The following is a 17230-nucleotide window of genomic DNA, read 5'->3' as shown; positions in this document are numbered from 1 at the left end:
ATGATCAGCGGGGTCAGGGGGTTTTGGTGGCCGCGGGTTGGCGTGCCGTTACCAGGTCGCCCAGGCGGGCCCGGCCACCGTCGAACGCGGTGAGCACCCAGACGCCGTCCGGCAGCAGCGCCATCGAGTGCTCGACGTGCGCGGCCACCGAGCCGTCCCGGGTGACGACCGTCCACCCGTCGGCCAACTCGGCGGTACGCGGGGACGCCATGGTGATCATCGGCTCGATGGCCAAGGCCATCCCGGGGACCAGTCGCGGACCCTTGCCCGGCCGACCGTGGTTGAGCACGTGGGGGTCCTGGTGCATCTCGGTGCCGATGCCGTGCCCGCCGTAGCCGTCGACGATGCCGTACCGGCCGCCCTTGCGGACAGCGGTCTCCACCGCGTGCGAGATGTCGGTGAGGCGGCCCCTGCCGCTGGCCGCGCCACGCGCGGCGGCGGCGATGCCGGCCCACATCGCGTCCTCGGCGACCTCGGCCATCTTCAGCAGCGCCGGGTCGACGTCACCGACCCCGACCGTGATCGCGGAGTCGCCGTGCCACCCGTCCAGCACCGCGCCGCAGTCGATGGAGATCAGGTCACCGGCCCGGAGCACCTGCTCGGGCGACGGGATGGCGTGCACGATCTGCTCGTTGACCGAGGAGCAGATCGACGCCGGGAAACCGTGGTAGCCCTTGAACGACGGCACGCCGCCCGCCTCGCGGATGGTCGCCTCGGCGATGGCGTCCAGATCGGCGGTGCTCACACCGGGGGCGACAGCCTCCCGCATCCGACGCAGCGCCTCGGCCACCACCAGCCCGGCGGCCCGCATCTTCTCGATCTGGTCAGGGGTCTTCAGCTGGATGTCCAGCTGGGGACGACGCATGGAGCGGTTACCTTTCGTTGCCGAACAGCGGGGCACATAACGCGTACCCCGCTGTTCGCACTCTATCCGCCGTGGCCCGGCCGGACCTCAGCCGCCGTACGACCGCAACGCGTCGATGGCCCGGGTGGTGACGTCCTCCACCGGCCCGGTGGCGTCGATCCCGACCAGCTTGCCCTGAGCGCCGTAGTAGTCGACCAGGGGTGCGGTCTTCTCGCTGTATTCGCGGAGCCGCGTGGCGATCGTCTCCGGCTTGTCGTCGTCGCGCTGGAACAGCTCGGCGCCGCACCGGTCACAGATGCCGGGCCGGGTGGTGGCGTCGAACTCGACGTGCCAGATCTTGCCGCAGCCCCGGCACGTACGCCTGCCGGAGAGCCGCCGGATCACCTCGTCGTCGTCGACGACCAGCTCCAGGACCAGATCCAGGGCGGTGCCCAGATCGGCCAGGAGCTTGTCCAGAGCGGCCGCCTGCGGAGTCGTCCGCGGGAAGCCGTCGAGCAGGAAACCCTCGCTGGCGTCGGGCTCGGCCAGCCGGTCCCGGACCATGTTGATGGTGACCTCGTCCGGAACCAGCTCGCCCGCATCCATGTACCGCTTCGCCTCGACACCGAGCGGCGTGCCCTGGGTGACGTTCGACCGGAAGATGTCTCCGGTCGAAATCTTCGGCACCGAGAGGTGCGCGGCGATGAACTCGGCCTGCGTGCCCTTGCCCGCGCCCGGCGGGCCAACCAGAACGAGTCTCATCTACCGCAGGAACCCTTCGTAGTTCCGCTGCATGAGTTGGCTCTCGATCTGCTTCACGGTCTCCAGACCGACGCCGACCATGATGAGCACAGCGGTGCCGCCGAACGGGAAGTTCTGGTACTGCTGGTTGTCCAGCCAGATGAAGAAGAAGTTCGGCAGGATCGAGATGACGCCGAGGTAGAGCGCGCCCGGCAGGGTGATCCGGCTGAGGATGAAGTCCAGGTAGTCGGCGGTCGGCTTGCCCGGGCGGATGCCCGGCACGAACCCGCCGTACTTCTTCATGTTGTCCGCGACCTCGGTCGGATTGAACGTGATCGAGACGTAGAAGTACGTGAAGAAGATGATCATCAGGAAGTAGACCGAGATGTAGATCGGGCTGCTCGGGTTGACCAGGTTGTTCTGGATCCACGACTGGGTCTTGCCCGGGTCGGTCTGGTCGAAGAACTGCAGCGCCAACTGCGGCAGGTAGAGCAGCGACGAGCCGAAGATGACCGGGATCACACCCGCCTGGTTGACCTTGAGCGGGATGTAGGTCGAGGTGCCGCCGTACATCCGCCGGCCGATCATCCGCTTGGCGTACTGCACCGGGATCCGGCGCTGCGCCTGCTCGATGAAGGTGACAGCGGTGATGACCACCAGGACCAGCGCGATGACCAGGGCGAACATGTCCCAGCCCTTGCTGGTCTTGATCTGCCAGCCCTCGCTGGGCAGCCGCGCCGCGATCGAGGTGAAGATCAGGACGGACATGCCGTTGCCGACGCCGCGGTCGGTGATCAGCTCACCGAGCCACATGACCATGCCGGTGCCGGCGGTCATCGTCATCACCAGGATGGTCAGGGTCAGCCAGTCCGGGATGCCGGTGCCGGTGGGGATGATCGGGAACTGGTCGCAGCGGTTCTGGAACAGCTGGCCCGAGCGGGCCAGCGCCACGAACGCCGAGGCCTGCAGCACACCGAGACCGAGAGTCAGGTAGCGGGTGTACTGGGTGATCTTCGCCTGACCGGCCTGGCCCTCCTTGCGGAGCTGCTCCAGGCGGGGGATCACGACGGTCAGCAGCTGCAGGATGATCGACGCGGTGATGTAGGGCATGATGCCCAGCGCGAAGACCGAGAGCTGCAGCAGCGCTCCGCCGGAGAAGAGGTTGAGAAGGTTCACCACCCCGGTGGTGTCACCCTGGATGGTGTCGAGGCACTTCTGCACGTTGCCGTACGAGACGCCCGGGCTGGGGAGCGTTGCACCCAGCCGGTAGACCGCGATGATGCCTACTGTGAACAGCAGCTTCTTGCGCAGGTCAGGCGTACGGAACGCACTGAGAAAGGCGGACAGCAACTTCTTCCTCCTGCGCGAGGCGGGCCGCCGGTGATCCCTGGCGGGTCGGGGTGGATCACGGGCGAGTGCCCGCAATCCATGGCTGGGATGGGACTCTAACAGCCTCACCCCGGTCCGGGCAGATGCGCCCGACTACATAAATCGATTCCGATGTTACCGGGCGCTCAGGTCCCAGGTAGACCATGGCGCCCGCCAGTTGCTCTCAACTGGACGGGCGCCATGGTCGTACGCCTTACAGCTCGGTGACGGAGCCACCGGCGGCAGCGATCTTCTCCTTGGCCGACGCACTGAACGCGTGCGCGGACACCTGGAGCGCCACACCGCCGAGGTCCCCGGTGCCGAGGACCTTGACCGGGTGACCCTTGCGGACCGCGCCGGACTCGACGAGCTCCAGCGGGCCGACCTGACCACCATTCGGGAACAGCTCAGCGAGTCGGTCCAGGTTGACCACCTGGAAGACCACCTTGAACTTGTTCTTGAAGCCCTTCATCTTCGGCAGGCGCATGTGGATGGGCATCTGCCCACCCTCGAACGCCGCCGAGATGTTCTTGCGGGCCTTGGAACCCTTGGTACCGCGACCAGCGGTCTTGCCCTTGGAACCCTCACCGCGACCCACACGGGTCTTCGCGGTCTTGGAACCGGGCGCCGGGCGCAGGTGATGCACCTTGATCGTCATTACTCGACCTCCTCGACCTTCACGAGGTGGCTCACAGTGAAGATCATGCCGCGGATCTCGGGCCGGTCCTCCTTGACCACCACGTCGTTGATCCGCTTGAGACCGAGCGAACGCAGCGACTCACGCTGGTTGTGCTTGGTCCCGATACCGGACCGGAGCTGGGTGACCTTCAGGCGTGCCATCAGTGCGCCACCCCCGCACGCGACGCCAGCATGGCCGCCGGCGCGACGTCCTCCACCGGCAGACCACGACGCGCCGCGACCTGCTCGGGGGACTCAAGCCCCTTCAGGGCCGCCACGGTGGCGTGCACGATGTTGATCGGGTTCGACGAACCGAGGCTCTTGGAGAGCACGTCGTGGATCCCGGCACACTCCAGCACGGCACGCACCGGCCCACCGGCGATGACACCCGTACCGGCCGAGGCCGGCTTGAGCAGCACCACACCAGCGGCGTCCTCACCCGTCACCGGGTGCGGGATCGACTGGCCGATCCGCGGGACCTTGAAGAAGTGCTTCTTGGCCTCCTCGACACCCTTGGCGATGGCCGCGGGCACCTCCTTGGCCTTTCCGTAGCCCACGCCGACCGTGCCGTCGCCGTCGCCCACGATCACCAGGGCGGTGAAGCTGAAGCGACGACCACCCTTCACGACCTTGGCGACGCGGTTGATCGCGACGACCCGCTCGAGGTGCGGGGTCTTCTCGACGGGCGCGTTTCCGCGGCCGCCCTCACGGCGGTTGTCGCGGCGACCACCCTCGTTGCCACCGGACCCGCCGCCACGGCGCTGTTGACCTGGCATCAGCAGCCTTCCTTCTCTCTCGTGACGGGGTTGTTAGAACTCGAGCCCGGCTTCGCGGGCGGCGTCGGCAAGCGCGGCGACTCGCCCCGCGTACCGGTTGCCGCCGCGGTCGAAGACGACCTTGGAGACGCCGGCGGCCTTGGCCCGCTCGGCGAGCAGCGCGCCCACCTTGCCAGCCAGGGCGCTCTTGTCGCCCTCCGCACCGCGCAGCGAGGCGTCCAGGGTCGACGCCGACGCCAGGGTGTGACCCTTGGTGTCGTCGACGACCTGGGCGACCATGTGCCGCAGCGAGCGGGTGACGACCAGGCGCGGACGCTCGGCCGTACCGCTGACGTTCTTGCGGACGCGGAAGTGTCGACGCGCACGCCCAACGGCGCGCTTGGCGGCGACACCGCGGCGGCGCTTGAGCAGCGTGGCGCTCACTTCTTACCTGCCTTTCCAGCCTTGCGGCGGATGACCTCGCCCTGGTACTTGACGCCCTTGCCCTTGTAGGGCTCCGGCGGGCGGATCTTCCGGATGTTGGCGGCGACCTCACCGACCTGCTGCTTGTCGATGCCAGCCACGTGGAACAGGGTCGGCCGCTCCACCGTGAAGGTGATGCCCGCCGGGGCGGGGACGACCACCGGGTGCGAGAACCCGAGCGCGAACTCGAGATCCGAACCCTTGGCGGTGACCCGGTAACCGGTGCCGGCGATCTCCAGGCTCTTGCGGTAGCCCTCGGTGACCCCGACGATCATGTTCGCAACCAGCGTACGGCTCAGGCCGTGGAGTTCCTTGGCCTTGCGCTCGTCGTTCGGCCGGTTGACGCTCAGCTGCCCATCCTCGGCCCGCTCGATCGTGATCGGCTCGGCGAGGGTGTGCTGGAGCTGGCCCTTGGGGCCCTTGACCTTGACGGTCTGCCCGTCGATCGTGATGTCGACGCCGGCTGGCACCGGGATCGACTTACGTCCAATTCGCGACATTTCTACCTGTCTCCCGTTACCAGACGAAGGCGAGGACTTCCCCGCCAACACTCCGCTTGCGGGCCTGCCGGTCGGTCAGCAGCCCCTGGGACGTCGAAATGATCGCCACGCCCAGCCCACCGAGCACCCGCGGGAGCCCGTCCGACTTGGCGTACACCCGGAGACCGGGCTTGGACACGCGCTTGATGCCGGCCAGGCTCCGCTCGCGGTTCTGGCCGTACTTCAGCTCGACGACCAGTCGCTTGCCGACGGCGCCCTCCTCGGGCTCCTCGACCGACCAGGTGGCGATGTAACCCTCGGCCTTCAGGACCTCGGCGATGTTCGCCTTGATCTTGGAGTAGGGCATCTTCACCTGATCGTGGTACGCCTGGTTGGCGTTACGCAGACGCGTGAGCATGTCTGCGATCGGGTCGGTCATCGTCATGGATTTCGTCAGCCTTTCTCGCCGGGGTTCCCGGGGCATCAGCCCCGGGCCTACGGCGAAGAGCAATACCTAATCGGTGCAGGAGTTCCCGGCCGACGGCCGGGACGCGGTCGCCCTTACCAGGAAGCCTTGGACACGCCCGGCAGCTCACCGCGGTGAGCCATCTCCCGGATGCAGACCCGGCAGAGCCCGAACTTGCGGTAGACCGCCTTCGGACGCCCGCACCGCTGGCAGCGGGTGTACGCGCGAACCGAGAACTTCGGCTTCGCGGCCGCCTTGATGATCAGCGCCTTCTTGGCCATCTCAGTTCTCCTTGAACGGGAAGCCCAGGAGCTTGAGCAGCGCCCGGCCCTCGTCGTCGGTCGTGGCGGTCGTGACCACCGTGATGTCCATGCCCCGCTGGCGATCGATCCGGTCCTGGTCGATCTCGTGGAACACCGACTGCTCGGTCAGACCGAACGTGTAGTTGCCGTGCCCGTCCAGCTTGCGCCCGTCCAGACCGCGGAAGTCGCGGATACGCGGCAGCGCGATGGAGAGCAACCGGTCCATGAACTCCCACATCCGGTCGCCACGAAGGGTGACCTTCGCGCCGATCGGCATGCCCTCGCGGAGCTTGAACTGCGCGATGGACTTGGTCGCCCGCCGCACCTGCGGCTTCTGGCCGGTGATCGTGGCGAGGTCGCGGACCGCGCCGTCGATCAACTTGGCGTCGCGAGCAGCCTCGCCGACACCCATGTTGACGACGATCTTGACCAGCCGCGGCACCTGCATGGGGTTGCCGTAGCTGCGCTGCTCACGCAGCTGGGCCACGATCTCGTTGCGGTACCGCTCCTTGAGGCGCGGCAGGGTCTTTTCGGTAGCCGTGGTCATCACAGGTCCTTACCGGTGCTACGCGCGATGCGGACCTTCTGGCCGTTGTCGTCGATCCGGTAACCGACGCGGGTCGGCTTGCCGTCGGAGTCCAGGACCTGCACGTTCGAGACGTGGATCGGGGCCTCCTGAGTGACGATGCCGCCGGTCTTGGCGCCACGCTGGGTCGTGCTGATGCGGGTGTGCTTCTTGACCCGGTTCACGCCCTCGACCAGGACCTTGTCCTGCCGCGGGTAGGCCTGAATGACCTTGCCCTTGGCACCCTTGTCCTTGCCGGCGATGACGACGACCGTGTCGCCCTTCTTGACCTTCACGGTCACAACACCTCCGGCGCGAGGGAAATAATCTTCATGAACCGCTTGTCCCGCAGCTCCCGGCCCACCGGGCCGAAGATACGGGTTCCACGCGGGTCCCCGCCGTCCTTGATGATGACGGCGGCGTTCTCGTCGAAGCGGATGTACGAGCCGTCCGGACGCCGCCTCTCCTTGGCCGTGCGAACGACGACAGCCTTGACGACGTCGCCCTTCTTCACACCGGCACCCGGGATCGCGTCCTTGACCGTGGCCACGATGACGTCGCCGATACTCGCGTAGCGCCGACCCGAGCCGCCGAGAACCCGGATGCACAGGATCTCCCGAGCACCCGTGTTGTCGGCGACGCGCAGTCGCGACTCCTGCTGAATCACGTCTATCTCCTATGTCTGCCGGTTCTCCGGCCGCCGTAGCGGCCGGAGCCTGGCGGAACCTACGCCCGACGCAACGCCGGGCGAGCTCGAGCCTTCGCTACTTGGCCTTTTCCAGGATCTCCACGATCCGCCAACGCTTGGTGGCGCTCAGCGGCCGGGTCTCCATGATGAGAACCCGGTCACCGGTGCCAGCGGCGTTCTGCTCGTCGTGCACCTTCAGCTTGGCCGTACGGCGCATGATCTTGCCGTACAGCGCGTGCCGAACCCGGTCCTCGACCTCGACAACGACGGTCTTGTCCATCTTGTCGCTGATCACCAGGCCCTCGCGGACCTTGCGGCGCGACCGCGCGGCGGCGGTGGCGGTCTCTTCGGTCATGATGCAGTCACCTCAGTCGGCGCGGCCGAGAGCCCCAGCTCGCGCTCACGCATGATCGTGTAGATCCGGGCGATCTCCCGACGGATGACCTGCAACCGCCGGTTGTTGTCCAGCTGCCCGGTTGCGGCCTGCACGCGGAGGTTGAACAGCTCCGCCTTGGCCTCCCGCAGCTTCGTGACCAGCTCCTCTTCGGAGAGCTCACGCAGCTCGGTCGCCTTAACGCCCGCTGCCATCAGGATTCACCCACTTCGCGCGTAACAATGCGGCACTTCATCGGGAGCTTGTGGATCGCGCGACGCATGGCCTCTCGCGCGGTCTGCTCGTTGGGGAAGGACATCTCGAAGAGAACCCGCCCCGGCTTGACGTTGGCAACCCACCACTCCGGCGAACCCTTACCGGAACCCATCCGGGTCTCGGCAGGCTTCTTGGTGAGGGCCTGGTCCGGGAAGATCGTGATCCAGACCTTGCCACCACGCTTGATGTGGCGAGTCATCGCGATACGTGCCGACTCGATCTGCCGGTTCGTCACGTACGCCGGCTCGAGAGCCTGGATCCCGAACTCGCCGAACACCACCCGGTTACCACCCTTGGACGCGCCACTGCGGTCCGGGTGGTGCGGCTTGCGGAAGCCCTTCGGGGGCTTGCGCGGCATCAGCATCTGTCAGCCCTCCTGCTGCGTTTCTGCCGGAGCAGCAGTGGCGGCGACAGCTGCGCTGTCGACCGGCTCGCCGCTCGGCGTCTCGGCCTGCTGCGCGATGGTGGTCGCAGCAGCCCGACCGGCCTCGGTGCCACCAGCCGTGGTGCCGGACGAACCCGACCGGCCACGGCGCGGACGCTCGGGACGGTCGCCGCGCTCACCACGACGCGGGCGGGACGGACCGGCCTCGGCCGGAGCTTCCCGGCCCGGGACGGCGTCGCCCTTGTAGATCCAGACCTTCACACCGATCCGACCGAACGTCGTACGGGCCTCGAAGAAGCCGTACTCGATGTTGGCCCGCAGCGTGTGCAGCGGAACCCGGCCCTCACGGTAGAACTCGGTCCGGCTCATCTCGGCGCCGCCGAGGCGACCCGAGACCTGAACCCGGATGCCCTTGCAGACCGGGTTCTTCATCGCCGACTGCATGGCCTTGCGCATCGCCCGACGGAAGCTGACCCGGCTGGACAACTGCTCGGCCACGCCCTGCGCGACCAGCTGAGCGTCCGACTCGGGGTTCTTCACCTCGATGATGTTCAGCTGAACCTGCTTGCCGGTGAGCTTCTCAAGCTCGCCGCGGATCCGGTCGGCCTCCGCACCCTTACGGCCGATGACGATGCCCGGCCGGGCGGTGTGGATGTCGACCCGGACCCGGTCGCGGGTGCGCTCGATGTCGACCTTGGAAATCCCGGCACGCTCGAGGCCCTTGGACATCATGCGGCGGATCTTGACATCCTCGCCGATGTAGTCCTTGTAGAGCTTGTCCGCGAACCAGCGGGACTTCCAGTCGGTCGAGATGCCGAGCCGGAACCCAGTGGGGTGAACCTTCTGACCCATTACTCGGCGTCCTCCGTCTTGCTCTGCGCTTCGGCCGGTGCGGCCTCCGTGGCCGGGGCGGCCTTCTTCGCCGCGGCCTTCCTCGGCGCTGCCGGCGCGACCGCTTCGACCGCCACAGTGATGTGGCAGGTGCGCTTGCGGATTCGGTACGCCCGACCCTGCGCCCGCGGCTGGAACCGCTTCATCGTCGGGCCCTCGTCCACGAAGGCCTCGCTGACGAGCAGCGCGTCGGGGTCCAGCCGCTCGTTGTTCTCCGCGTTGGCGATCGCGCTAGCGAGCACCTTGTACACCTGCTCGCTCGCAGCCTGCGGCGCGAACTGCAGCACCGTGAGCGCCTCCTTCGCGGGCAGGCCGCGGACGAGGTTGACCACCCGGCGCGCCTTCATCGGCGAGATGCGCACGTGCCGCGCAACCGCCCGCGCGCCCGGAAGCACCGGAGCGTCGCCCTTTCCTGGCATCGCTGTAACCCCTTGTTCCCTCTATCCGTATGCCCGCGGCGTCAGCGCCGACGGCTCTTCCGGTCGTCCTTCTCGTGACCCTTGAACGTGCGGGTCAGCGCGAACTCGCCGAGCTTGTGCCCGACCATCGCCTCGGTCACGAACACCGGGACGTGCTTGCGTCCGTCATGAACGGCGATCGTGTGCCCCAGCATCTCGGGGATGATCGTCGAGCGCCGCGACCAGGTCTTGATCACGTTCTTGGAGCCCTTGTCGTTCTGAACTTCCACCTTCTTGAGCAGGTGGTCGTCGACGAACGGGCCCTTCTTCAGGCTGCGAGGCATGTCTTATCTCCCTCAGCCGCGCTTACGCGTGGCGTAGCGGCGGCGGACGATCAGCCGGTCACTCGGCTGGCCCTTACGGCGGGTGCGGCCCTCGGGCTTACCCTGCGGGTTGACCGGGTGGCGACCACCGGAGGTCTTACCCTCACCACCACCGTGCGGGTGGTCGACCGGGTTCATGGCGACACCACGGACGGTCGGGCGCTTGCCCTTCCACCGCATCCGGCCGGCCTTACCCCAGTTGATGTTCGACTGGTCGGCGTTGCCGATCTCGCCGACGCTTGCGCGGCAGCGCACGTCCACCCGCCGGATCTCGCCGGACGGCATACGCAGGGTCGCGTACGCGCCCTCGCGGCCGAGCAGCTGGATGCCGACGCCGGCGGAACGGGCCAGCTTGGCCCCGCCACCCGGACGCAGCTCCACGTTGTGGATCGTGGTACCGACCGGGATGTTGCGCAGCGGCAGGTTGTTACCCGGCTTGATGTCGGCGCCCGGGCCGGACTCGACGCGGTCGCCCTGCTTCATGTCCTTCGGCGCGATGATGTACCGCTTCTCGCCGTCGGCGTAGTGCAGCAGCGCGATGCGCGCCGTGCGGTTCGGGTCGTACTCGATGTGAGCGACCTTCGCCGGCACGCCGTCCTTGTCGACCCGCTTGAAGTCGATCAGACGGTACTGACGCTTGTGACCGCCACCGTGGTGCCGCGTGGTGATCCGGCCGTGGGCGTTACGCCCGCCCTTCTTCGGCAACGGAGCGAGCAGCGACTTTTCCGGCGTGGACCGGGTGATCTCGGCGAAGTCAGCGACACTCGAGCCACGTCGGCCCGGCGTCGTCGGCTTGTACTTACGGATAGCCATTGTCTACACCCCTCAGCTGACCGGGCCGCCGAAGGCCTCGATGCGGTCACCGTCAGCCAGCTTCACGATCGCCCGCTTGGTCGCCTTGCGCTGACCGAAGCCGGTCTTGGTGCGCTTGCGCTTACCCTGGCGGTTGAGCGTGTTGACCGTCAGGACGCGGACGTTGAAGATCTGCTGGATAGCGATCTTGATCTCGGTCTTGTTCGCGTCCGGGTGCACCAGGAAGGTGTACCAGTTCCGGTTCAGCTCGCTGTAGCTCTTCTCCGAGACGACCGGCGCCACGATGATGTCGCGCGGGTCGGCGATCGTGCTCACTTGCCACCCTCCTCGGTGGTCTCGGCGGGCACGCCCAGGAACTCGTCCAGGGCGTCCTTGGTGAAGACCACGTCGTCGGCCACGAGCACGTCGTACGTGTTCAGCTGGCCGGACTCGATCAGGTGCACGCGCGGCTCATTGCGCAGCGACACCCAGTTCAGCTCGTCGGTGCTGCTCAGCACGACCAGGACCCGACGGGCCTCGGTGAGCTTGGTCAGCGTGGCCAGGGCCGCCTTGGTCGACGGCTTCTCGCCCGAGACGAACGCCTCGACGACGTGCACCTGCCCGGCGCGGGCCCGGTCGGAGAGGGCACCCCGCAGAGCGGCGGCCTTCATCTTCTTCGGGGTCCGCTGGCTGTAGTCGCGCGGCACGGGACCGTGCACGACGCCACCGCCGGCGAACTGCGGCGCGCGGATCGAGCCCTGCCGGGCGCGACCGGTGCCCTTCTGCTTGTACGGCTTCTTGCCGCCACCGGCGACCTCGCCGCGGGTCTTGGCCTTGTGCGTGCCCTGTCGGGCCGCCGCGAGCTGGGCCACCACGACCTGGTGCATCAGCGCGACGTTGGCCTGCACGTCGAAGATGTCCTCCGGCAGCTCCACGGAGCCGCTGGTGGTGCCTTCGACGGTGCGCACGTCAACGGTGGTCACTTGGCCGCACCGCCCTTCTTCACCTTGCTCTTGGCCGCGGTACGGACCAGAACGAGCGCGCCCTTGGGACCAGGAATGGCACCCCGGACGAGCAGCAGGTTGTTCTCGGTGTCGACCGCCTGGACGGTGAGGTTCTGCACGGTGTACCGAACGCCACCCATACGGCCGGCCATCCGGGTGCCCTTGAAGACACGACCCGGAGTGGCGCAGGCGCCGATGGAGCCGGGCGAGCGGTGCTTGCGCTCGACGCCGTGCCCGGCGCCCAGGCCGTGGAAGCCGTGCCGCTTCATCGGGCCGGCGTAGCCCTTGCCCTTGGTCTTGCCGGTGACGTCGATGGTGACGCCGGCCGGGAACTCCTCGACAGTGACTTCCTGGCCGAGCGAGTATTCCCCAGCGTCAGTGGTGCGCAGCTCGACGATGTGCCGGCGCGGCGCCACGTCCGCCTTGGCGTAGTGCCCGCTGATCGGCTTCTTGACCTTGCGCGGGTCGATGGTGCCGTACGCGAGCTGGACCGCGGAGTAACCGTCCTTCTCGGCGCTACGAACCTGGCTGATGACGCACGGGCCGGCCTCGACCACGGTCACGGGAACAACACGGTTGTTCTCCCAGACCTGGGTCATGCCGAGCTTGGCGCCCAGGATCCCCTTGACTTGCCTGTCCATTTGTCCGGTCCCTACAGCTTGATCTCGATGTCGACGCCAGCCGGCAGGTCGAGGCGCATGAGCGAGTCGACCGTCTTCGGGGTCGGGTCGATGATGTCGATCAGCCGCTTGTGCGTGCGCATCTCGAAGTGCTCGCGCGAGTCCTTGTACTTGTGCGGCGAGCGGATAACGCAGAAACGGTTGATCTCCGTGGGCAGCGGCACCGGGCCCGCGACCTGCGCCCCGGTGCGCGTCACCGTCTCGACGATCTTCCGAGCCGAGGAGTCGACGACCTCGTGGTCATAGGCCTTGAGCCGGATGCGGATCTTCTGTCCCGCCATGGTGGCTTCTGTTCCTTCTCTCGATGCCGCTGTGTTGCGGGCGCCTGTACCGGCTGGCACAGGCCCACTTCGCCGACCCCCGCGGTCGGGCGTGTCGCGCCCTCGGGCCGAGCTCCGCCCCTAGGTACCGGAGTGGTGCCGACCGCACGGGGGGTCAAGGCGCCGATCGCATTACCGCGACCTGAACGCCGTGCGAGGGTGGTTGGCGACTGGGCCGCCAACCACCCTACGCTCGACTGCCTCGCCACCCGGAGGTTCAGCGAAAGCCGAACACAGGCGACGAACTGTCGTTACGCAACCTGACTAGTATGCCGCACGACCGGCGGCGGGTCTAATCGGGGTTACCTAGTTCACTTGTTAATCTTGGTGACGAACCCGGCGCCGACGGTGCGGCCACCCTCGCGGATCGCGAACTTGAGGTTCTCCTCCATGGCGATGGGCTGGATCAGCTTCACCGACATGGACGTGTTGTCACCCGGCATGACCATCTCGGTGCCCTCGGGGAGGGTGACGACACCGGTGACGTCAGTGGTCCGGAAGTAGAACTGCGGACGGTAGTTCTGGAAGAACGGGGTGTGACGGCCACCCTCCTCCTTGGAGAGGATGTAGACCGTCGCCTCGAACTCCGTGTGCGGGGTGTTCGAGCCCGGCTTCACGACGACCATGCCGCGCTCGACCTCGTCGCGCTTGGTACCACGCAGCAGCAGGCCGACGTTCTCGCCTGCGCGGGCGTCGTCCAGGGTCTTCCGGAACATCTCGATCGCGGTGACCTTGGTCTTGAAGCTCTTCTCCTTGATACCGACGAGCTCGACATCCTCGTTCGGCAGGAGAACGCCGCGCTCCACGCGACCGGTGACGACGGTGCCACGACCGGTGATCGTGAAGACGTCCTCAACCGGCATCAGGAACGGCTTGTCGACCTCGCGCTCCGGCTGCGGGATCGAGGTGTCGACAGCGGTCATCAGGTCCAGCAGCTTGCCGGTCCACTCGGGGTCACCCTCGAGGGCCTTCAGCGCCGAAACCCGAACGACCGGCAGGTCGTCACCCGGGTACTCCTGCGAGGAGAGCAGCTCACGGACCTCGAGCTCGACGAGCTCCAGGAGCTCCTCGTCATCGACCATGTCGCTCTTGTTGAGCGCCACGACGATGTACGGCACACCGACCTGACGGGCCAGCAGCACGTGCTCGCGGGTCTGCGGCATCGGGCCGTCGGTCGCCGCGACCACCAGGATCGCGCCGTCCATCTGCGCGGCACCGGTGATCATGTTCTTGATGTAGTCGGCGTGCCCAGGGCAGTCGACGTGCGCGTAGTGCCGCGACTCGGTCTGGTACTCGACGTGCGCGATCGAGATCGTGATGCCGCGGGCCTTCTCCTCCGGCGCCTTGTCGATCTCGTCGAACGGCGTGTAGGGGTTCAGGTCCGGGTACTGGTCGTGCAGGACCTTGGTGATGGCCGCCGTCAGCGTCGTCTTACCGTGGTCGATGTGACCAATGGTGCCGATGTTGACGTGCGGCTTAGTCCGCTCGAACTTAGCCTTCGCCACTGGTGTCCTCCTGTGGACTTCTTGGTTCGTACGCCCGGCGCGCCGGTCGGCGCTTAGGACTCTGTCGACAGCCTTTCCGGCCTGACGGCCGGAGAGCCTTTGTGGGTTCTGCGGCGATGAAGCCTACAGGCCCGGTCTCACGCGATCCGATCGTGGTGGCCGCGGGCGGGTGAACCCTCCCGCGACCAACCACGAATCACCTGCTCAGAGCGCTACTCGCCCGTTGCCTTGGCGATGATCTCCTTCGCGACGCTCTGCGGAACCTCGGCGTAGGAGTCGAACTGCATGCTGTAGCTAGCCCGGCCCTGGGTCTTCGACCGCAGGTCGCCGACGTAGCCGAACATCTCCGACAACGGCACCAGGGCCCGGACGATGCGGGCGCCGCTGCGCTCCTCCATCGCCTGGATGATGCCGCGGCGGGAGTTGAGGTCACCGATGACGTCACCCATGTTCTCCTCAGGAGTGGTGACTTCAACGGCCATCATCGGCTCGAGCAGTGCCGGATCGGCCTTGCGGGCCGCGTCCTTCATCACCATCGAGCCGGCGATCTTGAATGCCATTTCCGACGAGTCGACCTCGTGGTACTGGCCGTCCAGCAGGGTCAGCTTCACGCCGACCAGCGGGAAGCCCGCCAGGATGCCGTACTGCAGCGCGTCCTGCGCACCGGCGTCCACCGAGGGGATGAACTCCCGGGGGATGCGGCCGCCGCTGACGGCGTTGGCGAACTCGTAGGTCGGCGAGTCGTTGTCCAGCGGAAGCGGCTCGACGCTCACGATCACGCGGGCGTACTGGCCGGAACCACCGGTCTGCTTCTTGTGGGTGTACTCGACCTTCTCCACCTTGCGGCGGATGGTCTCGCGGTACGCCACCTGCGGCTTGCCGACGTTCGCCTCGACGTTGAACTCGCGGCGCATCCGGTCGACCAGGATGTCCAGGTGCAGCTCACCCATGCCGGAGATGACCGTCTGACCGGTCTCCTCGTCCAGCTGGACGCGGAAGGTCGGGTCCTCCTCGGCCAGGCGCTGGATGGCCGTGCCCAGCTTCTCCTGGTCGGACTTGGTCTTCGGCTCGATCGCCACCGAGATGACCGGCTCCGGGAAGGTCATGGACTCCAGGATGACCGGGTTCGCCGGGTCGGAGAGAGTGTCGCCGGTGGTGGTCTGCTTGAGACCCTGCACGGCGATGATGTCGCCGGCCTGCGCCGACGGACGCTCTTCCCGCTTGTTGGCGTGCATCTGGTAGATCTTGCCGATCCGCTCCTTGCGGTCCTTGGTGGAGTTGACCACCTGGGAACCGGAATCGAGCGTGCCGGAGTAGACCCGCACGTAGGTGAGCTTGCCCAGGTGCTTGTCCGTCTGGATCTTGAAGGCCAGGCCGGAGAAGGGCTCCGAGTTGGACGGCTTCCGCAGCAGCGGGGTCTCGCCGTCGGTGGCCGTACCCTCGATCGCCGGAACGTCCAGCGGCGACGGCAGGAAGTCGACCACGGCGTCGAGCATGGGCTGAACGCCCTTGTTCTTGAACGCCGAGCCGCAGAGCACCGGGTTGGCCTTGCCGGCGATGGTGGCACGCCGGATGGCGGCCTTGATCTCCTCGGCGGAGATCTCATCGCCCTCCAGGTACTTCTCCATCACCGCGTCGTCGACGTCGGCGAGGGTCTCCATCAGCTTCTCGCGCCACTCGGCCGCGGAGTCGGCCAGCTCGGCCGGGATCTCCTCAACCGCGTAGTCCTCACCCTTCTGGGTCTCCCCGCGCCAGGTGAGCGCGCGCATGCCGATCAGGTCGACGACACCGATGTGGTCACCCTCGAGCCCGATCGGGATCTGGAGCACCAGCGGGGTGGCGTTCAGCCGGTCGATCATCATCTGCACGCAGCGGAAGAAGTCGGCGCCGGTCCGGTCGAGCTTGTTGACGAAGCACATACGCGGGACGTTGTACTTGTCGGCCTGCCGCCAGACGTTCTCCGTCTGCGGTTCCACGCCGGCGACACCGTCGTAGACCGCTACCGCACCATCCAGGACCCGCAACGACCGCTCGACCTCGACCGTGAAGTCGACGTGGCCAGGCGTGTCGATGATCTGGATCGTGTGGTCTTTCCACTCACACTTGGTAGCAGCGGAGGTGATGGTGATACCACGCTCCTGCTCCTGCTCCATCCAGTCCATGACGGCAGCGCCCTCGTGGACCTCACCGATCTTGTACGTGATGCCGGTGTAGAACAGGATTCGCTCGGTGGTCGTGGTCTTACCGGCATCGATGTGCGCCATGATGCCGATGTTGCGTACCTTGGCGAGCGCGTCTGCGGCGGCCACTTCAATCCCTACTTATCGTCGTCTCGACTCAACTGGTGGCGGTTCCGGCGCCCGGAGGCGCCGGAACCAGGGTGTTACCAGCGGTAGTGCGCGAAGGCCTTGTTCGACTCGGCCATCTTGTGCGTGTCCTCGCGCCGCTTGACGGCGGCACCGAGGCCGTTGCTCGCGTCCAGCAGCTCGTTCATCAGCCGCTCGACCATGGTCTTCTCGCGGCGGGCGCGGGAGTACGTGACCAGCCAGCGCAGGCCCAGGGTGGTCGCCCGGGTCGGGCGGACCTCGACCGGAACCTGGTAGGTGGCGCCACCGACACGACGGCTGCGCACCTCGAGGGTCGGCTTGACGTTGTCCATCGCCCGCTTGAGGGTGACGACCGGGTCGGTGCCGGACTTCTCGCGGCAGCCCTCGAGGGCCGCGTACACGATGGACTCGGCGAGCTGACGCTTGCCGCGGAGCAGGATCTTGTTCACCAGCTGGGTGACCAGCGGCGAGTTGTACACCGGGTCAGCGACCAGTGGCCGCCGCGGAGCGGGTCCCTTACGCGGCAT

Annotated in this window: 27 protein-coding genes; all 27 read right to left on the bottom strand. The window is 67.1% G+C overall.

Annotated elements, in window-relative coordinates; translation table 11 throughout:
- Window positions 1-13: 13 nt before the first annotated feature.
- The gene (map, locus tag KBX08_RS15295) at window positions 14-865 is read right to left on the bottom strand and encodes a type I methionyl aminopeptidase (RefSeq protein WP_210784128.1); all 852 of its coding nucleotides are present in this window, start codon (window positions 863-865) and stop codon (window positions 14-16) included.
- An 87-nt stretch (window positions 866-952) separates the two neighbouring features.
- Window positions 953-1606 (bottom strand): adenylate kinase, encoded by a 654-nt coding sequence (locus tag KBX08_RS15290; RefSeq protein ID WP_088950228.1) that lies wholly within the window; start codon window positions 1604-1606, stop codon window positions 953-955.
- Window positions 1607-2935, bottom strand: coding sequence for a preprotein translocase subunit SecY (secY, locus tag KBX08_RS15285; RefSeq protein WP_210784127.1), 1329 nt, complete (start codon window positions 2933-2935; stop codon window positions 1607-1609).
- 232 nt (window positions 2936-3167) lie between these two features.
- Window positions 3168-3611, bottom strand: coding sequence for a 50S ribosomal protein L15 (rplO, locus tag KBX08_RS15280; RefSeq protein WP_030329906.1), 444 nt, complete (start codon window positions 3609-3611; stop codon window positions 3168-3170).
- The gene (gene rpmD / locus KBX08_RS15275) at window positions 3611-3793 is read right to left on the bottom strand and encodes a 50S ribosomal protein L30 (protein ID WP_007465262.1); all 183 of its coding nucleotides are present in this window, start codon (window positions 3791-3793) and stop codon (window positions 3611-3613) included. Before rpmD ends, rplO begins: the two co-directional genes overlap by 1 nt.
- A complete protein-coding gene (rpsE, locus tag KBX08_RS15270) occupies window positions 3793-4407 on the bottom strand; it encodes a 30S ribosomal protein S5 (RefSeq protein ID WP_074314587.1) in 615 nt (204 codons plus the stop codon). The genes rpmD and rpsE overlap by 1 nt, the downstream gene beginning before the upstream one ends.
- 33 nt (window positions 4408-4440) lie before the next feature.
- The gene (rplR, locus tag KBX08_RS15265) at window positions 4441-4818 is read right to left on the bottom strand and encodes a 50S ribosomal protein L18 (protein ID WP_181518401.1); all 378 of its coding nucleotides are present in this window, start codon (window positions 4816-4818) and stop codon (window positions 4441-4443) included.
- Window positions 4819-4826: 8 nt separating this feature from the next.
- Complete coding sequence (gene rplF / locus KBX08_RS15260; protein ID WP_124860508.1) at window positions 4827-5369, bottom strand: 50S ribosomal protein L6; 543 nt, start codon at window positions 5367-5369, stop codon at window positions 4827-4829.
- 16 nt (window positions 5370-5385) lie between these two features.
- Window positions 5386-5793: a 30S ribosomal protein S8 gene (gene rpsH, locus KBX08_RS15255; protein ID WP_007465270.1), complete on the bottom strand. Its 408-nt coding sequence runs from the start codon at window positions 5791-5793 to the stop codon at window positions 5386-5388.
- A gap of 116 nt (window positions 5794-5909) precedes the next feature.
- Window positions 5910-6095 (bottom strand): type Z 30S ribosomal protein S14, encoded by a 186-nt coding sequence (locus KBX08_RS15250; RefSeq protein WP_007465272.1) that lies wholly within the window; start codon window positions 6093-6095, stop codon window positions 5910-5912.
- Between the two features lies 1 nt (window position 6096).
- Window positions 6097-6663, bottom strand: a complete 567-nt coding sequence (gene rplE / locus KBX08_RS15245; RefSeq protein WP_091402385.1) for a 50S ribosomal protein L5 — start codon at window positions 6661-6663, stop codon at window positions 6097-6099.
- Window positions 6663-6983: a 50S ribosomal protein L24 gene (gene rplX, locus KBX08_RS15240; protein ID WP_172899047.1), complete on the bottom strand. Its 321-nt coding sequence runs from the start codon at window positions 6981-6983 to the stop codon at window positions 6663-6665. Before rplX ends, rplE begins: the two co-directional genes overlap by 1 nt.
- Window positions 6980-7348 carry a 50S ribosomal protein L14 gene (gene rplN / locus KBX08_RS15235; protein WP_007465279.1) on the bottom strand — a complete coding sequence of 123 codons (369 nt, stop codon included), beginning with the start codon at window positions 7346-7348 and terminating at the stop codon, window positions 6980-6982. Before rplN ends, rplX begins: the two co-directional genes overlap by 4 nt.
- A gap of 97 nt (window positions 7349-7445) precedes the next feature.
- The gene (gene rpsQ, locus KBX08_RS15230) at window positions 7446-7724 is read right to left on the bottom strand and encodes a 30S ribosomal protein S17 (protein ID WP_030489590.1); all 279 of its coding nucleotides are present in this window, start codon (window positions 7722-7724) and stop codon (window positions 7446-7448) included.
- Window positions 7721-7957, bottom strand: coding sequence for a 50S ribosomal protein L29 (rpmC, locus tag KBX08_RS15225; protein WP_007465283.1), 237 nt, complete (start codon window positions 7955-7957; stop codon window positions 7721-7723). Before rpmC ends, rpsQ begins: the two co-directional genes overlap by 4 nt.
- Complete coding sequence (gene rplP, locus KBX08_RS15220; RefSeq protein ID WP_053653940.1) at window positions 7957-8382, bottom strand: 50S ribosomal protein L16; 426 nt, start codon at window positions 8380-8382, stop codon at window positions 7957-7959. The genes rpmC and rplP overlap by 1 nt, the downstream gene beginning before the upstream one ends.
- A gap of 3 nt (window positions 8383-8385) precedes the next feature.
- The gene (gene rpsC, locus KBX08_RS15215; RefSeq protein ID WP_091402401.1) at window positions 8386-9255 is read right to left on the bottom strand and encodes a 30S ribosomal protein S3; all 870 of its coding nucleotides are present in this window, start codon (window positions 9253-9255) and stop codon (window positions 8386-8388) included.
- On the bottom strand, window positions 9255-9713 hold the full coding sequence (rplV, locus tag KBX08_RS15210; protein ID WP_007465297.1) for a 50S ribosomal protein L22: 459 nt from the start codon (window positions 9711-9713) through the stop codon (window positions 9255-9257). The genes rpsC and rplV overlap by 1 nt, the downstream gene beginning before the upstream one ends.
- Window positions 9714-9754: 41 nt before the next feature.
- On the bottom strand, window positions 9755-10036 hold the full coding sequence (gene rpsS, locus KBX08_RS15205) for a 30S ribosomal protein S19 (RefSeq protein WP_007465299.1): 282 nt from the start codon (window positions 10034-10036) through the stop codon (window positions 9755-9757).
- A gap of 12 nt (window positions 10037-10048) precedes the next feature.
- On the bottom strand, window positions 10049-10888 hold the full coding sequence (rplB, locus tag KBX08_RS15200) for a 50S ribosomal protein L2 (protein ID WP_088950237.1): 840 nt from the start codon (window positions 10886-10888) through the stop codon (window positions 10049-10051).
- 12 nt (window positions 10889-10900) lie between these two features.
- Entirely contained in the window at window positions 10901-11203 is a 303-nt protein-coding gene (rplW, locus tag KBX08_RS15195) for a 50S ribosomal protein L23 (RefSeq protein WP_007465304.1), read from the bottom strand.
- Window positions 11200-11850 carry a 50S ribosomal protein L4 gene (gene rplD, locus KBX08_RS15190; RefSeq protein ID WP_030489587.1) on the bottom strand — a complete coding sequence of 217 codons (651 nt, stop codon included), beginning with the start codon at window positions 11848-11850 and terminating at the stop codon, window positions 11200-11202. The genes rplW and rplD overlap by 4 nt, the downstream gene beginning before the upstream one ends.
- On the bottom strand, window positions 11847-12512 hold the full coding sequence (gene rplC, locus KBX08_RS15185) for a 50S ribosomal protein L3 (protein WP_091402403.1): 666 nt from the start codon (window positions 12510-12512) through the stop codon (window positions 11847-11849). Before rplC ends, rplD begins: the two co-directional genes overlap by 4 nt.
- A gap of 11 nt (window positions 12513-12523) precedes the next feature.
- Window positions 12524-12832 (bottom strand): 30S ribosomal protein S10, encoded by a 309-nt coding sequence (gene rpsJ, locus KBX08_RS15180; RefSeq protein ID WP_007073037.1) that lies wholly within the window; start codon window positions 12830-12832, stop codon window positions 12524-12526.
- A 350-nt stretch (window positions 12833-13182) separates the two neighbouring features.
- On the bottom strand, window positions 13183-14376 hold the full coding sequence (tuf, locus tag KBX08_RS15175) for an elongation factor Tu (RefSeq protein WP_030489585.1): 1194 nt from the start codon (window positions 14374-14376) through the stop codon (window positions 13183-13185).
- Window positions 14377-14588: 212 nt separating this feature from the next.
- Window positions 14589-16685, bottom strand: a complete 2097-nt coding sequence (gene fusA, locus KBX08_RS15170) for an elongation factor G (protein ID WP_210784126.1) — start codon at window positions 16683-16685, stop codon at window positions 14589-14591.
- Between the two features lie 74 nt (window positions 16686-16759).
- Window positions 16760-17230, bottom strand: a complete 471-nt coding sequence (gene rpsG, locus KBX08_RS15165) for a 30S ribosomal protein S7 (RefSeq protein WP_007465317.1) — start codon at window positions 17228-17230, stop codon at window positions 16760-16762.

The organism is Micromonospora sp. H61, from assembly GCF_018070325.1.
Classification (GTDB): domain Bacteria; phylum Actinomycetota; class Actinomycetes; order Mycobacteriales; family Micromonosporaceae; genus Micromonospora; species Micromonospora salmantinae.
The sequence above is the reverse complement of the archived record's forward strand: the minus strand, read 5'-3'. Positions and strand labels throughout refer to the sequence as shown.

What these genes read in the sequence shown, in the direction of transcription:
- map (WP_210784128.1), bottom strand. Translation starts at nt 865, where the DNA reads ATGCGTCGTCCCCAGCTGGACATCCAGCTGAAGACCCCTGACCAGATC.
- rplO (WP_030329906.1), bottom strand. Translation starts at nt 3,611, where the DNA reads ATGACGATCAAGGTGCATCACCTGCGCCCGGCGCCCGGTTCCAAGACC.
- rpsJ (WP_007073037.1), bottom strand. Translation starts at nt 12,832, where the DNA reads ATGGCGGGACAGAAGATCCGCATCCGGCTCAAGGCCTATGACCACGAG.
- rplC (WP_091402403.1), bottom strand. Translation starts at nt 12,512, where the DNA reads ATGGACAGGCAAGTCAAGGGGATCCTGGGCGCCAAGCTCGGCATGACC.
- rplF (WP_124860508.1), bottom strand. Translation starts at nt 5,369, where the DNA reads ATGTCGCGAATTGGACGTAAGTCGATCCCGGTGCCAGCCGGCGTCGAC.
- rpsE (WP_074314587.1), bottom strand. Translation starts at nt 4,407, where the DNA reads ATGCCAGGTCAACAGCGCCGTGGCGGCGGGTCCGGTGGCAACGAGGGT.
- rplB (WP_088950237.1), bottom strand. Translation starts at nt 10,888, where the DNA reads ATGGCTATCCGTAAGTACAAGCCGACGACGCCGGGCCGACGTGGCTCG.
- rplP (WP_053653940.1), bottom strand. Translation starts at nt 8,382, where the DNA reads ATGCTGATGCCGCGCAAGCCCCCGAAGGGCTTCCGCAAGCCGCACCAC.
- rpsS (WP_007465299.1), bottom strand. Translation starts at nt 10,036, where the DNA reads ATGCCTCGCAGCCTGAAGAAGGGCCCGTTCGTCGACGACCACCTGCTC.
- rplV (WP_007465297.1), bottom strand. Translation starts at nt 9,713, where the DNA reads ATGCCAGGAAAGGGCGACGCTCCGGTGCTTCCGGGCGCGCGGGCGGTT.
- rplE (WP_091402385.1), bottom strand. Translation starts at nt 6,663, where the DNA reads ATGACCACGGCTACCGAAAAGACCCTGCCGCGCCTCAAGGAGCGGTAC.
- rpsG (WP_007465317.1), bottom strand. Translation starts at nt 17,230, where the DNA reads ATGCCGCGTAAGGGACCCGCTCCGCGGCGGCCACTGGTCGCTGACCCG.
- rpsC (WP_091402401.1), bottom strand. Translation starts at nt 9,255, where the DNA reads ATGGGTCAGAAGGTTCACCCCACTGGGTTCCGGCTCGGCATCTCGACC.
- rpsH (WP_007465270.1), bottom strand. Translation starts at nt 5,793, where the DNA reads ATGACGATGACCGACCCGATCGCAGACATGCTCACGCGTCTGCGTAAC.
- KBX08_RS15250 (WP_007465272.1), bottom strand. Translation starts at nt 6,095, where the DNA reads ATGGCCAAGAAGGCGCTGATCATCAAGGCGGCCGCGAAGCCGAAGTTC.
- KBX08_RS15290 (WP_088950228.1), bottom strand. Translation starts at nt 1,606, where the DNA reads ATGAGACTCGTTCTGGTTGGCCCGCCGGGCGCGGGCAAGGGCACGCAG.
- rpsQ (WP_030489590.1), bottom strand. Translation starts at nt 7,724, where the DNA reads ATGACCGAAGAGACCGCCACCGCCGCCGCGCGGTCGCGCCGCAAGGTC.
- rpmD (WP_007465262.1), bottom strand. Translation starts at nt 3,793, where the DNA reads ATGGCACGCCTGAAGGTCACCCAGCTCCGGTCCGGTATCGGGACCAAG.
- rpmC (WP_007465283.1), bottom strand. Translation starts at nt 7,957, where the DNA reads ATGGCAGCGGGCGTTAAGGCGACCGAGCTGCGTGAGCTCTCCGAAGAG.